This window comes from Streptomyces sp. NPDC002602 (assembly GCF_042889445.1).
GTDB lineage: Bacteria > Actinomycetota > Actinomycetes > Streptomycetales > Streptomycetaceae > Streptomyces.
In genome coordinates, this window is record NZ_JBIAQX010000002.1 from 237,886 (window position 1) to 249,789 (window position 11,904).

Sequence of the window (11,904 nt, forward strand, 5' to 3'; positions counted from 1 at the left end):
GGATTTTGAGCGCAAAAGCGGATCAAAATCACACAAGGCGCAATCAGCTCCGGTCACTTCCGGAAAGCAGGAGTGGTCGGTCACTTCGGTGAACCAAGTTCGCCGTATTGACCTCTCACTGATCGACCCACCTGCTCAGCGGTTTTCCCGCCCGGAACGAACCCAAGGCGTGACCGATGCCGACGACCCGTCGCCGATTCCTCTTCGCCGCGCTGCTCCCCGTGCTGACCGTCGGCGCCACGGGAGTGATCGCCGTCGCCACCGAACGGCAGACCTCCGCCGGGGCCGGCACCGGCCCCGGCGCAGGCCAGGAGAAGGACCCGACCCCGGTCGTCCCCGCGAGCACCACGGCCGGTTCGGTCGTCCAGATCGTCGCCCACCCCGACGACGACCTGTTCTTCATGAACCCGGACCTCAGCCGGTCCCTGCTGGCCGGCACCCCGCTCACCACCCTCTACCTCACCTCGGGCGAGGCCGACGGGCGCAACCAGGCGCGCGGCGGCGCCGCCAGGGACCCCGCGCAGCCCGCCGACCGCGCGCACTACGCCGAGGCCCGACAGAACGGCATCCGCTGCACGTACGCGCAGATGGCCACCGGAGACCGCGCGAGTCCGTGGAAGCGCACGGTCCTGCCCACCGCGGGCGGCGGTCACGTCGAACTCGACGTCCTCGTGGCCATGCCCCACATCAACCTGATCTGGCTCCAGTTGCGCGAGGCCCGCAACCCGGCGGCGGACAATCCGGTCAGCCTGCGCGGCCTGTGGAACGGGAAGATATCCGCGCTCGGCTCCCAACTGGCCTCGGGCAGCCCGATCAAGCAGCCGTACACGTTCACCAAAGACCAACTGATACGGACGTTGGCCGGGGTGCTGGCCCGGTACAAGCCGACGACGATACGCATGCAGGACCCGACACCGGGCCGCTACGAGACGACCGGCAAGTACACCGACCACCAGGACCACATGTACACCGCGCGGTTCGCGCAGGCCGCCACCGCCGCGTACGCCCTCCAGGTGAGCGACCGCCCGCACTTCTCGGTACAGAACTACCTCGGCTACCACAACGGCACCCTCCCGCACGCGCTCGATCCTCAGACGGTCGCCACGAAGGTCGGCTACCTGAAGACGTACGCCTGGCAGGACATGGAGAACTACTGCGGCAGCCCCTCGGGCTGCGGCGACCGCAAGGTGGCGGGCAGCCCCACCGGCCGCAACTGGGCCCAGTCGCTGCGCTACGCCCGCGCCGACAGCACCTCCTGGCTGGTCGAGGGCGCGCCGGGCAGCCTGTACGCCTTCGCCCCGCTGGACGGTCGGATGGCCGTCTGGACCCGCGACCCGGCCGGCGTCTGGGCGGGCCCCACGCTCCTCCCCGGCACCGGCATCGACCCGGGCGCGAGCACCGCCCGGCACCCCGACGGCCGCGTCGCCGTCCTCGCCACCCGCACCGTCGTCGGTCCCGCCGCGGCGGACTACCGGCGCGAGATCGTGTACGCCGTCCAGGCCGCGCCGGGTGGCCCGTTGGGGGACTGGCGCTCGCTCGGCACCCCCGAGGCGGAGGACGAGCACGGCACGTCGGCGATCAGCGCACCCGCGGCGGCCTTCGGGCGGGACGGCCGCCTGACGGTGTACGTCCGCGACGCGCGCCGCACCCTGCGGGCCCGTACGGAGCAGCCGTCGGGCGGCTTCACCGCCTGGCAGCGGCTCGGTGGCCAGGACCTCCAGAGCGACCCGGTCACGGTGGTGGACTCGGCGGGGCGCCACCACGTGTACGCGACGACCTCGCGCACCGTCCTGGCGTGGACGCAGCCCACCCCGGACGCCCCGCTCCGGGGCCCGTTCCCGACGCACCTGCCGGCCACCACGGTTCCCCTCACCGCGGTCCCCGAAGCGGCGGGCGCACGCCTCTACTTCCGCCGCCCCGACTCGGGCGTGGTCCGCAGCGCCCTGGTCACGGCGGGCCCCGGCAAGCCGGTGGTGTCCAGCCTCACCGAGGTGGGCGGCCGGGCCGGGTACGGCGCGGTCGGTGTCGCGGGCCGGTTCCTGTCGGGCCGCGCGGACACCGGCACCATCAGCACCACCTCCGCGGGCGGGCCGCCGGCGTGGACGGAGTCCAGGATGCTCTACGCGGGCGCCCCGTCGGGTGTCCTCGACCCGTCGGGCACCACGACGACGGCGGTCCTGGGCCTGGACGCCGACCTCCACGTCACCACGACCCCGGCCGCCGGCACCGCCCACCCGCTCTGGCACCGCGCGGTCCCCCGGCCCGCGTGAGCCGGCCGGCCCGATGTTCGGCTTCGCCGGCGGGCCCGCCCATTCGTCCGCTTGACTGGGCGTCATGGAACTTCGAGAGAAACTCGCGTGGGCGGCCGGCAACCATCGGGCCGGCACGGCTTCCGCGCGCGGCGAGTGCACGTGGGGCGCCCCCTGCGCCGGCCGCGTGGAGTGGAGCGTGCGGGTCACCGACGCGGGCGGCGACAGTTGGTGGGCGGCGTGCGCGAAGCACGCCGCCGCCTCCCCGCTGCTCTCCCCGCCCGAGGGCCCGCTGACGTGACGCGGCGGTGATGCGGCGGTGATGGGCGGTGATGCGACAGTGAGGTGACGGCAGGGAGTGCCGCGTCATCCGTCCGTCAGCAGTTCCAGGATGCGCGCCGGGGTCCAGTGGCCGGCCGCTCCCGGACAGGCCGCCAGGTAGTCGGCGATGTCCTGCTCCTGCCACGGCCCCGACTCCAGGAGCCCGCCGGCCAGGTACCGCAGGTAGGCGGCCGAGGGCGGCAGGTGTTCGACGTCGGCGAGGGCCCACGGCGCGGTGAACGTCAGGACGGGGATACCGTCGACGGCGCCGGGACAGATCAGCGTCTCGTACCGCCCCGGTCCCACCGCGTGCCGCCCCGCACGCAACACCGGCGCCAGGTCCAGGTCGACTCCGGGCGTCCCGTACATCTCCTGGGCCGCGATGTCGGACAGTTGGCCCACCGTGATCAGGTGCGCGCGGGCCCGCGTCCGGCCGGGCGCCGTCGGATCGTGGAAGCCCCGCCCGCCCGTCCACACCGCGGACTCGGTCGCGAAGTACAGGCACCCGGGGAGTTCCACCGCGATCGACCGTTCCGGGGCACGGTGGTCCCGACAGCCCGGATAGGTCCGCGTCGCCCCGGGCGGCCGACCCCCGGCGAGGTAGGCGCCGAGGCGGTCCATGTGCATGTTGGAGCCGTAGGACGCGTACCAGACCCGTACGGGAGCACCCGTCCCCACCCCGAGCGGAACCACGGCGTGCACACTCACGCCCCCATCCTCCCCCACACCGGCCGCAACCCCGCGCCCGACCGACCCAAGGCTCAGCCCTCGCCGGTCGCGGCGGTCGTCTCGGCGGTCTCGGCGGTCTCGGTCGTCTCGGCGGTCTCGGTCGTCTCGGTGGAGCCCTGGTGTTCCCCGCCGGTGTCGAAGTGACGGTCCAGGTAGGACCGTGCGTCGAGGAGACTGTCGCGCAGCAGCGAGAAGACCTCGTCCCCGTCGCCGGGCCGCCCGTCGACGTCCAGACGGTGACACTGTGCCAGTTCCAGGTACCGGTGGTCGTTCTCCTCGGCGTACCGCCACGCTTCGGCCTCGGCCCTGGAGATGGCCTCTTCCATCGACCCGGCCCGCCACAAGGTGAGGCGTTCCTCGTACGGGGCACCCACGTCGTCCGCCCACTGGAACACACAGCGGACTGCGTACCAGAACGCACCGGGCGCCACCGGATCCGCTACTGCCATGTCTCGCCCCAACTCCGCATGCGATTGACGGACACGCGACCGGGCCTCTCACCGCCGCGTCCGCTCCCGAAACACCCTACGGAACCCCGGTGCCACCTCAACTCCGAGACGGCCGAGAGACGGCCGGGGGGGGCGGCCGGGGGGCGGCCGGGGGGGGCGGCCGGGACTGAATCGCCGCGTTCGTCGGCGGGGTCCCACGCGCCTCCGCTTCCATGTCCGTCATGGAACTCCGAGAGAAGTCCCCGTGGGCGGCGGACAACCACAGGGCCGGCACGGCTTCCGGCGCATCCGAGTCCGAGGCAGTTGCGGGGGCGGCGTTCGTAGCGATGGTTTGAGCCGGCGGCAGCCGGTCAGCCCCCGTTGTCTGTGTGCGGGCCCCCGGGCACACCACCCGCGGACGGCCCAGGGGTCCCGAGACGGCTTCGGGCCGGTGGTCATCGACCACCGGCCCGAAGTGTCACGCATGCCCCTGCATGGGGCTCTGACCTGCGGTTACAGCACCGGCATCATCTTGCGGAGTTCGAAGGCCGTGACCTCCGAGCGGTACTCCTCCCACTCCTGCTTCTTGTTGCGCAGGAAGAAGTCGAAGACGTGCTCGCCCAGGGTTTCCGCGACCAGTTCGCTGCGCTCCATCAGGGAGATCGCCTCGCCGAGGTTCTGCGGGAGGGGCTCGATGCCCATGGCGCGGCGTTCGGCGTCGGAGAGGGCCCAGACGTCGTCGTCGGCGCCCGCCGGGAGTTCGTAGCCCTCCTCGATGCCCTTGAGGCCGGCCGCGAGGAGTACGGCGTACGTCAGGTACGGGTTGGCGCCGGAGTCGATCGAGCGGACCTCGACGCGCGAGGAGCCCGTCTTGCCCGGCTTGTACATCGGGACGCGGATCAGGGCGGAGCGGTTGTTGTGGCCCCAGCAGATGTACGAGGGGGCCTCGCCGCCGGAACCCGCGGTGCGGGAGGAGCCGCCCCAGATGCGCTTGTAGGAGTTCACCCACTGGTTGGTGACGGCGGCGGTCTCGGCCGCGTGGCGCAGCAGGCCCGCGATGAAGGAGCGGCCGACCTTGGAGAGTTGGTATTCGGCGCCCGACTCGTAGAAGGCGTTGCGGTCGCCCTCGAAGAGGGAGAGGTGGGTGTGCATGCCCGAGCCCGGGTACTCCGAGAAGGGCTTGGGCATGAAGGTGGCCTGGACGCCCTGTTCCAGCGCGACCTGCTTCATGACCAGACGGAACGTCATGATGTTGTCGGCCGTGGAGAGCGCGTCGGCGTAGCGGAGGTCGATCTCCTGCTGGCCGGGGGCGCCCTCGTGGTGGCTGAACTCGACGGAGATGCCCATCGATTCGAGCATGGTGATGGCCTGCCGGCGGAAGTCCATGCCGACGTTCTGCGGGGTGTGGTCGAAGTAGCCGGAGTTGTCCGCGGGGACGGGGCGGGTGCCGTCCAGCGGCTTGTCCTTCAGCAGGAAGAACTCGATCTCGGGGTGGGTGTAGAAGGTGAAACCCAGGTCGGAGGTCTTGTTCAGGATGCGCTTGAGGACGTAGCGGGGGTCGGCGTACGACGGGGACCCGTCCGGCATGAGGATGTCGCAGAACATCCTCGCGGTCCCGGGTGCCTCGGCGCGCCACGGCAGTATCTGGAACGTGCTCGGGTCCGGCTTGGCGATCATGTCGGACTCGTAGACCCGGGCGAAGCCCTCGATCGCGGAGCCGTCGAAGCCGATGCCCTCGTCGAAGGCCTGCTCCAGTTCCGCCGGCGCGACCGCGACGGACTTGAGGAAGCCCAGTACGTCGGTGAACCACAGGCGCACGAAGCGGATGTCGCGCTCCTCGAGCGTCCGGAGGACGAATTCCTGCTGCTTGTCCATGCCTTCATCCTCGCAGTTCAGACGGCCTGTGCACCACCTCCCCCGGAGGGGGGAGCACAGTCGGGCCGGTCCAGTATCACCACCCGTGGTTTCCGCCACATTACGCACCCCGGAAAGCTCGTGGCACCCCCGCACTGACCTCGGGGCGGTCGTGAGCATTACCATCTGCGCCCATGGGGGGCTGGAAGCACGGGAAACGCGGGGGCCACGGCGCCCCCGCCGCTCGGCGTGCCGTGCTGCTGCTCGCGTTCGGGGTGCTGTGCGGCGCCGTGTTCCTCTGCGGGCGGGTCGGTGTGGGACACGCCGAGCCCGGTGTGGGACACGCCCGGCTCGCGGCCCACGGCACGCCGGGCGTGCCGGGCGCGCCGCACGCCGTCTGCGTGGCCCCGTACGAGCTTCTGGGCTGCGCCCCGCACTCCCATGTGACCCCGGCGGTACTGCCCGCCCCGCCGCCCGCCGTGACCGTGTCGCAGGCGGGGTCCGCGGCCGTCGCGGAGCTTGCGCGCACCGGGCCGATCCGCCCGCCCGGGACGCTGGCTCGCGCCCCCGACCTGCACGTTCTCCAGGTACTGCGGACCTGACGGGTCCGACGCCGAGCGCGGCACCCGTGTGCGGCGCCGGGCAACGCGGCACTCTGTCCCGCGCCCGGCATCGAGGCGCGACGGACACCCCCTCCACCCCCCTCAGCAGAAGGAACCAGGGCACATGGCCAGCAGGACCTCCCCGGACCAGAACGACCGCCAGGCGCGCATAGCCGAGATGCGCCGGGCGGACAAGGCGCGCGACCGGCGCAACAAGATCATCGCGATCACGGCCTCCACGGCCGTCGTGGCGGCGCTCGTGGGCTTCGGCTCGTGGGTGCTGCTCAGCCAGAAGCAGAAGGAGAAGAACGACGAGGCGGCCCGCAAGGCGCCGGTGAGCGGCGAGCAGACCTGGGACGCGAAGAAGCTGGGTCGCAACCACGTCGAGACGGTCGTGAAGTACGAGATGAACCCGCCGGTCGGCGGCGACCACCACCCCCGCTGGACGAACTGCGACGGCGACGTCTACGCGAACCCGTTGCCGCAGGTGAACGCCGTCCACTCGCTGGAGCACGGCGCCGTCTGGGTGACGTACAACGAGAAGGCCGCCAAGGCGGACGTGGACACGCTCGCCGCGAAGGTCGGCAAGACCCCGTACACGATGATGAGCCCGGTCAAGGAGCAGGCCGGCGCGATCATGCTCAGCGCGTGGGGCAAGCAACTGACGGTGGAGAAGGCGGACGACCCGCGGGTCGCTCAGTTCTTCACCAAGTACGTGCAGGGTCCGCAGACCCCCGAACCGGGCGCGGCCTGCACCAACGGACTGGCCGACAAGTGACCCGCGCGAGCGGCGCGCACCGGACGTACTGGGTGTCCGGTGCGGCCGTCGTCCTCGCCGTGCTGTTCGCGGTGGGCGCCACGGTGGCCACCGCGAGCGGCGGCGACGGCGACCGCGAGCGCGGTACGTCCTCCCGCGCGCCGGCACTGTACTCGCCGGACGCGGGCTTCGCCCGGGACATGTCGGTGCACCACCAGCAGGCGGTGGAGATGTCCTTCATCGTCCGCGACCGCACCGAGGACGAGGCGGTGCGCAGCCTCGCCTACGACATCGCCAACACGCAGGCCAACCAGCGCGGGATGATGCTGGGTTGGTTGGACCTGTGGGGGCTGCCGAAGGTGCTCGCGGACGAGCCGCCGATGTCCTGGATGGGCACCGGAGGATCGGGCGACGGACATGCCGGCCACGGCGGTGCGGCCGGCATGGAGGGTCACGACATGGGCGGTCACGACATGGGCGCGGCCAAGCCCGGCGCGCTGATGCCCGGCATGGCCACCAAGGAGGAACTGACGAAGCTCGGGACGCTCCAGGGCCGTGACGCGGAGGTGCTGTACCTCCGGCTGATGACCGATCACCACAAGGGCGGGGTCGCCATGGCCCGGGGCTGCGCCGCACTGTGCGAGACCCCGGCGGAGCGGAAGCTGGCCGAGGGCATGGTCGAGGCGCAGCAGTCGGAGCTCACGCTGATGGCGGACATGTTGAAGCGGCGCGGGGCCGCGCCGCGCGGCTGACGGGACACGCTCGTACGGTGGTGGGAGGCGACCTCTCACCCGTACGGGCGTGCCCGCACCGGGTGGTGCGAACAGCCGCACGAGGACGAGGACGCCCGGGGCGGACGCTCCCGTGCCCGCCTCGTCACGACGCGCTCAGGAGGTTGACGCGATGACCACCGCCGGCGAGATCATGCACCCCGGGGCCCAGTGGATCCCCGCCACCGAGACCCTGGACCGGGCCGCCCAACTGATGGCACGGCTCAACGTGGGCGCTCTCCCCATCAGTGACACCGAGGAACGGCTCTGCGGCATCCTGACCGACCGGGACATCGTGGTGGGATGCGTCGCCAAGGGCCGCGACCCTTCGAAGATCACGTGCGGCGACCTGGCCCAGGGCACTCCGCGCTGGATCGACGCGGGCGCGGACGTCTCCGAGGTGCTGGAGGAGATGCAGAGCCACCAGATCAAGCGGCTTCCCGTGATCCGGGAGAAGAAGCTGGTCGGCATGATCAGCGAGGCCGATCTGGCGAAGCACCTCTCCGACGAGCAGATCGCGACCTGGGCCGAGCAGGTCTACGCCGGCCGGTAGCCGCCCGGACACTCCGCCCGCGCCCCTCCGACAACCGCCTCCGACGCCCCCTTCGACGACCGCTCTCCGATGGCCGCCCTCCGATGGCCGCCCTCCGACGACCGTACCCGCGGTCCGTCCCCGCAGGTCAGGAACGTTGCCCGGGGGCCCGGTGTACCGTCGTTCCCATGGATTCCCAGGATCTCGCCAACCTCGCGCACCTGCGCCGGGCACGGGATCTGATCGACCGGGAGTACGCGCGTCCCCTCGACGTGCCGACGATGGCCCGGCACGCGCTCATGTCGCCGGCGCACTTCTCGCGCCGGTTCCGCGCGGCGTACGGCGAAACGCCCTACAGCTACCTGATGACCCGCCGCATCGAGCGCGCCATGGCCCTGCTGCGCGCGGGGGCGAGCGTCACGGACGCGTGCATGGAGGTCGGCTGTACCTCGCTCGGCTCGTTCAGTTCGCGGTTCACCGAGCTGGTGGGAGAGACGCCGAGCGCGTACCGCGCCCGGGACCACGAGGCCGTCGCGGCGATGCCCGCGTGCGTGGCGAAACTGACGACCAGGCCGACCCGGGACCTGCCGAGCAGGAACGGAGAAGCGGTCCGCGACCCGGCGCCCTAGCGTGGATCGCATGACCATCTCACTTCAGTACTGCCACATCACCGTCAACGACGTGGACGAGGCGCTCGCGTTCTACCGCGACGCCCTCGGCCTGAGGTCGCGCAACGACGTCGCCTCGGGCGGGTTCCGCTGGGTCACCCTCGGCAGCGATGACCAGCCGGACCTGGAGATCGTGCTCTCGGAACCGCACGCGGGCCGCTCGCAGGCCGACGGGGACGCCCTGCAGGAGCTGCTCACCAAGGGGCTCCTGCCGATGACCGTCTTCCGTGCCGGGGATCTCGACGCGACCTTCGAGAAGCTGCGGGCGTCCGGCGCCGAGGTGCTCCAGGAGCCCATCGACCAGCCCTGGGGTCCGCGCGACTGCGCCTTCCGGGACCCGTCGGGGAACATGGTGCGGATCTCGCAGGCCCCCAAGGCGTAGGCCGCCCGCCGGGCCGGGGCTGCCGGCCGACCGGCGCGGGTCAGGAGTCCCCGGAGGGGGCCCGGCCCATGTCCCTGCCCGTCTACCGGCCCGTGTCCCTGCCGGTCTCCCGGCCCGTGTCCCTGCCCGTCCGCCGGTCCGGATCCGTCGCGTCGAGGATCGCCCGTGTCACCTGGTGCGGGCGATCCATCATGACGAGGTGCCCGGCCGGTTCCGCGACGTCGAGGCGGGCTCCGAGCCGCTCGGCCAGGCCCGCCTGCCGGTCGAGCCACCGCAGGGCCCCGCGCCCGTCGGTGCCGTCGTGTCCGGCGAGCACGGTGGCGGGCACGGTCAGCGGGTGCGTCACCCCCAGCGCGAGCACCTCCGCGGCCGCGTCGAGGTAACCGGCGTTCTCCAGCAGGGCCCCGCGCCAGACCCGGCCCGTGCGGTAGCAGCGGCGTACGAGGTCCCGCGCCGCCGGGTCGCCTCCGACGACCCGCGACGCCCGCACGACGCTCCGGCGGGCGGCCGGGCCGAGCGCGGCCGGCAGTCCGACGGCGGTCACGGCGCGGCCGAGCGCGCGGGCGGCGCCGTGGCGCCACGCTGCGGGCAGGGCCGTACGGGGGTCCTCCTCCACGCTGGCGTCGACGAGGACCACGGCGGCGGTCCGCTCCGGGTACAGGCGGGCGAAGGCCTCGACGTGGAACCCGGCGATGGAGTGCCCGACGACGGTGACCGGCCCGATCCCGGTACGCGGGTCGCCTTCGCCCGAAGGACCGGCCCCGGCACCCGCCCCGGCACCCGGGAGGTGTGGGCCGAGCGCGTCCAGCAGCCCGGCGATCCGGTGGGCCTCCCCGGCGGCGGTGGCCGGTGCGAGGGCCGGGCCGCTCAGTCCGTGTCCGGGGCGGTCGAAGGTGACGACGGTCCGGCCCTGCGCGGCGAGCAGTTCCGCGACGGGGTCCCAGTCGAACCAGGCCATGGCGAGTCCGGCGCTGAGGACGACGACGGGCCCGCTGCCCTCGACGACGGTGTGCAGGACGACGCCGTCACCGCCCGCCGGGCGGACGAACAGACCTCGGGGACCCACGCGCGCGCTCGTGGACGGCGTGGACGGCGTGGACGGGCTCGTGAACGGGGTGTACGGGCTCGTGGACGGGCTCATCGAGTACGGCGCTCCTCGTGGGTCGGGCTCAAGTACGGCGCTCCTTGTGCACGGAGTACGCCAGCAGTGCGAGCCAGACCGCGACGATCAGCACCTGGAGCCGCTGGCCGGCTCCGAGCGCCCACGTGCCTCGCCCGGCGGTGAACATGGCGATGGCGGTCAGGGTCCAGGCGGTGGCGAGCAGTTCCAGGGCGACGAGCGCGGGCCCGTACCGGGCGAGCGGCGCGAGCCGGTCGTAGCGGCGGGCGGCGACGGTCAGGGCCACGATCCCGACGAGGGCGCCGGTCATGGCGAGGCTGCTGCTGACGGCGTGGGCCTGGTGGGTGGCCGGTACCAGTCCGGCGGTCTCCCGGGCGGCGCATTCGGGGTCCACGGTGGGTTGGCAGCTCAGCGGCAGCCAGGCGTCGGCGGCGGTGGCCGCGCCGAAGAGGGTCACGCCGGCCCAGCCGATGACGGACCAGGGCCGACGGGAGTCCGCGTACCGCGCGAGGCGCAGGAGGGCGAGCAGGCCCCCGGCGAAGACGAGCAGACCGGCGGTGAAGTCGGTGGCGCGGAAGAGGCCGCCGAGGGGCTGGTCCTGTGCGGCGAGTTCGCTGACGTACGTCTCGATGGGGTTGAGGCCGGTCGAGAGCACGACTTCGAGCACCCACGCGGTGTAGGCGGTGGCGCCGAGTCCGATGAGGACGGCGACCGGCAGGGTGCTCCGCACGGACGAGTCTTGTCTGGACATGGTGCGACTGATCCTAAGCAGGTACGGGGCCCTCATCGGGTATGAGGTCCTCATCGGTACGAGGCCGGTCCGACGGTCGGATACCCACCCCGGGTAGGGTTCCGTTCATGACGCGCAGCGCCCGACGAGCCGCCCGGTGGCCCCGGTTGCCGCTGCTCGCCGTGCTGCTGCTGGGAATCGTCACGATGCACACGTGGGGCCATCCGGCCGATTCCCACACCGGGGAGGACGCGACCGTCGGCCACTCCGTTGCCCGGGTGGACCCGGGTGTGGCGCATCACCCCGGGTCGCCGCACGCCGGACCGGCGGCGGCGCCGCGGGCCCCGACGACCTCGGACCTCCCGACCGCTTCGGACCTCCCGACCGCTTCGGGCCATCCGACCGCTTCGGACCTTCGGGCGGCCTCGGACCCTCCGACCGCTTCGGACCTTCCTGCGGCCGGCCGGCCGCAGGCCCGACCGGCGCCCAGACCCGCCATGGACCCGATGTCCGTGTGCCTGGCCGTCCTGGCCGGGCTGGTGCTCCTCGCGCTCGGCCGCTCGGCGACGCGCCGCACCGTGCGTGCCGAGGCCGGCCCCGGCACGGCGGCGCGCGCCCCGGCGGGGCCGGATCCGCCGGCGCCCCGGGAACTCCTGCTCCGGCTGGCGGTACTGCGCGTATAGGGCGGGCCCCGCCGCGCCCCCGCCTGCCCGAACGGCGGTGGGGGCGGCGGCGCTCGGCGCCCATCCACTCGTATCGCCA

At 72.8% G+C, this 11,904-nt stretch carries 14 protein-coding genes; 9 read left to right on the forward strand and 5 right to left on the reverse strand.

What is annotated here, in order from left to right:
* Positions 1-176 precede the first annotated feature (176 nt).
* Together ACFYW3_RS06375 and ACFYW3_RS06380 are read left to right on the forward strand one after the other, a co-directional pair.
* Positions 177-2,270 (forward strand): PIG-L family deacetylase, encoded by a 2,094-nt coding sequence (locus tag ACFYW3_RS06375; RefSeq protein WP_389385700.1) that lies wholly within the window; start codon positions 177-179, stop codon positions 2,268-2,270.
* 64 nt (positions 2,271-2,334) lie between these two features.
* Positions 2,335-2,550, forward strand: coding sequence for a hypothetical protein (locus ACFYW3_RS06380; protein WP_351756909.1), 216 nt, complete (start codon positions 2,335-2,337; stop codon positions 2,548-2,550).
* Between the two features lie 65 nt (positions 2,551-2,615).
* Here ACFYW3_RS06380 and ACFYW3_RS06385 read toward each other — a convergent pair whose 3' ends face one another.
* The 3 genes from ACFYW3_RS06385 to glnA all read right to left on the reverse strand — a co-directional run bounded on the left by ACFYW3_RS06385 (position 2,616) and on the right by glnA (position 5,602).
* The gene (locus tag ACFYW3_RS06385; RefSeq protein ID WP_389385968.1) at positions 2,616-3,197 is read right to left on the reverse strand and encodes a histone deacetylase; all 582 of its coding nucleotides are present in this window, start codon (positions 3,195-3,197) and stop codon (positions 2,616-2,618) included.
* Between the two features lie 134 nt (positions 3,198-3,331).
* Complete coding sequence (locus ACFYW3_RS06390) at positions 3,332-3,748, reverse strand: hypothetical protein (protein WP_389385701.1); 417 nt, start codon at positions 3,746-3,748, stop codon at positions 3,332-3,334.
* A 492-nt stretch (positions 3,749-4,240) separates the two neighbouring features.
* The gene (gene glnA, locus ACFYW3_RS06395) at positions 4,241-5,602 is read right to left on the reverse strand and encodes a type I glutamate--ammonia ligase (RefSeq protein ID WP_053682889.1); all 1,362 of its coding nucleotides are present in this window, start codon (positions 5,600-5,602) and stop codon (positions 4,241-4,243) included.
* Between the two features lie 173 nt (positions 5,603-5,775).
* On the opposite strand from glnA, the gene ACFYW3_RS06400 reads away from it, so the two are divergent.
* The 6 genes from ACFYW3_RS06400 to ACFYW3_RS06425 all read left to right on the forward strand — a co-directional run bounded on the left by ACFYW3_RS06400 (position 5,776) and on the right by ACFYW3_RS06425 (position 9,292).
* Positions 5,776-6,183: a hypothetical protein gene (locus ACFYW3_RS06400; protein WP_389385702.1), complete on the forward strand. Its 408-nt coding sequence runs from the start codon at positions 5,776-5,778 to the stop codon at positions 6,181-6,183.
* 124 nt (positions 6,184-6,307) lie between these two features.
* The gene (locus tag ACFYW3_RS06405; RefSeq protein WP_351756899.1) at positions 6,308-6,961 is read left to right on the forward strand and encodes a DUF3105 domain-containing protein; all 654 of its coding nucleotides are present in this window, start codon (positions 6,308-6,310) and stop codon (positions 6,959-6,961) included.
* The gene (locus ACFYW3_RS06410) at positions 6,958-7,692 is read left to right on the forward strand and encodes a DUF305 domain-containing protein (protein ID WP_389385703.1); all 735 of its coding nucleotides are present in this window, start codon (positions 6,958-6,960) and stop codon (positions 7,690-7,692) included. Before ACFYW3_RS06405 ends, ACFYW3_RS06410 begins: the two co-directional genes overlap by 4 nt.
* Before the next feature lie 151 nt (positions 7,693-7,843).
* Positions 7,844-8,263, forward strand: coding sequence for a CBS domain-containing protein (locus ACFYW3_RS06415; protein ID WP_351756896.1), 420 nt, complete (start codon positions 7,844-7,846; stop codon positions 8,261-8,263).
* A gap of 167 nt (positions 8,264-8,430) precedes the next feature.
* Positions 8,431-8,871 (forward strand): helix-turn-helix transcriptional regulator, encoded by a 441-nt coding sequence (locus ACFYW3_RS06420; RefSeq protein WP_351756893.1) that lies wholly within the window; start codon positions 8,431-8,433, stop codon positions 8,869-8,871.
* 10 nt (positions 8,872-8,881) lie between these two features.
* Complete coding sequence (locus tag ACFYW3_RS06425) at positions 8,882-9,292, forward strand: VOC family protein (protein WP_351756891.1); 411 nt, start codon at positions 8,882-8,884, stop codon at positions 9,290-9,292.
* An 82-nt stretch (positions 9,293-9,374) separates the two neighbouring features.
* On the opposite strand, the gene ACFYW3_RS06430 is transcribed toward ACFYW3_RS06425, so the two are convergent.
* On the reverse strand, positions 9,375-10,433 hold the full coding sequence (locus tag ACFYW3_RS06430; protein WP_389385704.1) for an alpha/beta fold hydrolase: 1,059 nt from the start codon (positions 10,431-10,433) through the stop codon (positions 9,375-9,377).
* A 28-nt stretch (positions 10,434-10,461) separates the two neighbouring features.
* Positions 10,462-11,163, reverse strand: coding sequence for a DUF998 domain-containing protein (locus tag ACFYW3_RS06435; RefSeq protein ID WP_389385705.1), 702 nt, complete (start codon positions 11,161-11,163; stop codon positions 10,462-10,464).
* A 107-nt stretch (positions 11,164-11,270) separates the two neighbouring features.
* Between ACFYW3_RS06435 and ACFYW3_RS06440 the strand changes: the two genes are divergently transcribed.
* Positions 11,271-11,825 (forward strand): hypothetical protein, encoded by a 555-nt coding sequence (locus tag ACFYW3_RS06440; RefSeq protein ID WP_389385706.1) that lies wholly within the window; start codon positions 11,271-11,273, stop codon positions 11,823-11,825.
* The last annotated feature ends 79 nt before the right edge of the window (positions 11,826-11,904 follow it).

Bases quoted from the DNA above. Each gene is read 5' to 3' on its own strand.
- ACFYW3_RS06375 (WP_389385700.1), top strand. From the start codon at position 177: ATGCCGACGACCCGTCGCCGATTCCTCTTCGCCGCGCTGCTCCCCGTG.
- ACFYW3_RS06380 (WP_351756909.1), top strand. From the start codon at position 2,335: ATGGAACTTCGAGAGAAACTCGCGTGGGCGGCCGGCAACCATCGGGCC.
- ACFYW3_RS06385 (WP_389385968.1), bottom strand. From the start codon at position 3,197: ATGCACATGGACCGCCTCGGCGCCTACCTCGCCGGGGGTCGGCCGCCC.
- ACFYW3_RS06390 (WP_389385701.1), bottom strand. From the start codon at position 3,748: ATGGCAGTAGCGGATCCGGTGGCGCCCGGTGCGTTCTGGTACGCAGTC.
- glnA (WP_053682889.1), bottom strand. From the start codon at position 5,602: ATGGACAAGCAGCAGGAATTCGTCCTCCGGACGCTCGAGGAGCGCGAC.
- ACFYW3_RS06400 (WP_389385702.1), top strand. From the start codon at position 5,776: ATGGGGGGCTGGAAGCACGGGAAACGCGGGGGCCACGGCGCCCCCGCC.
- ACFYW3_RS06405 (WP_351756899.1), top strand. From the start codon at position 6,308: ATGGCCAGCAGGACCTCCCCGGACCAGAACGACCGCCAGGCGCGCATA.
- ACFYW3_RS06415 (WP_351756896.1), top strand. From the start codon at position 7,844: ATGACCACCGCCGGCGAGATCATGCACCCCGGGGCCCAGTGGATCCCC.
- ACFYW3_RS06420 (WP_351756893.1), top strand. From the start codon at position 8,431: ATGGATTCCCAGGATCTCGCCAACCTCGCGCACCTGCGCCGGGCACGG.
- ACFYW3_RS06425 (WP_351756891.1), top strand. From the start codon at position 8,882: ATGACCATCTCACTTCAGTACTGCCACATCACCGTCAACGACGTGGAC.
- ACFYW3_RS06430 (WP_389385704.1), bottom strand. From the start codon at position 10,433: ATGAGCCCGTCCACGAGCCCGTACACCCCGTTCACGAGCCCGTCCACG.
- ACFYW3_RS06435 (WP_389385705.1), bottom strand. From the start codon at position 11,163: ATGTCCAGACAAGACTCGTCCGTGCGGAGCACCCTGCCGGTCGCCGTC.
- ACFYW3_RS06440 (WP_389385706.1), top strand. From the start codon at position 11,271: ATGACGCGCAGCGCCCGACGAGCCGCCCGGTGGCCCCGGTTGCCGCTG.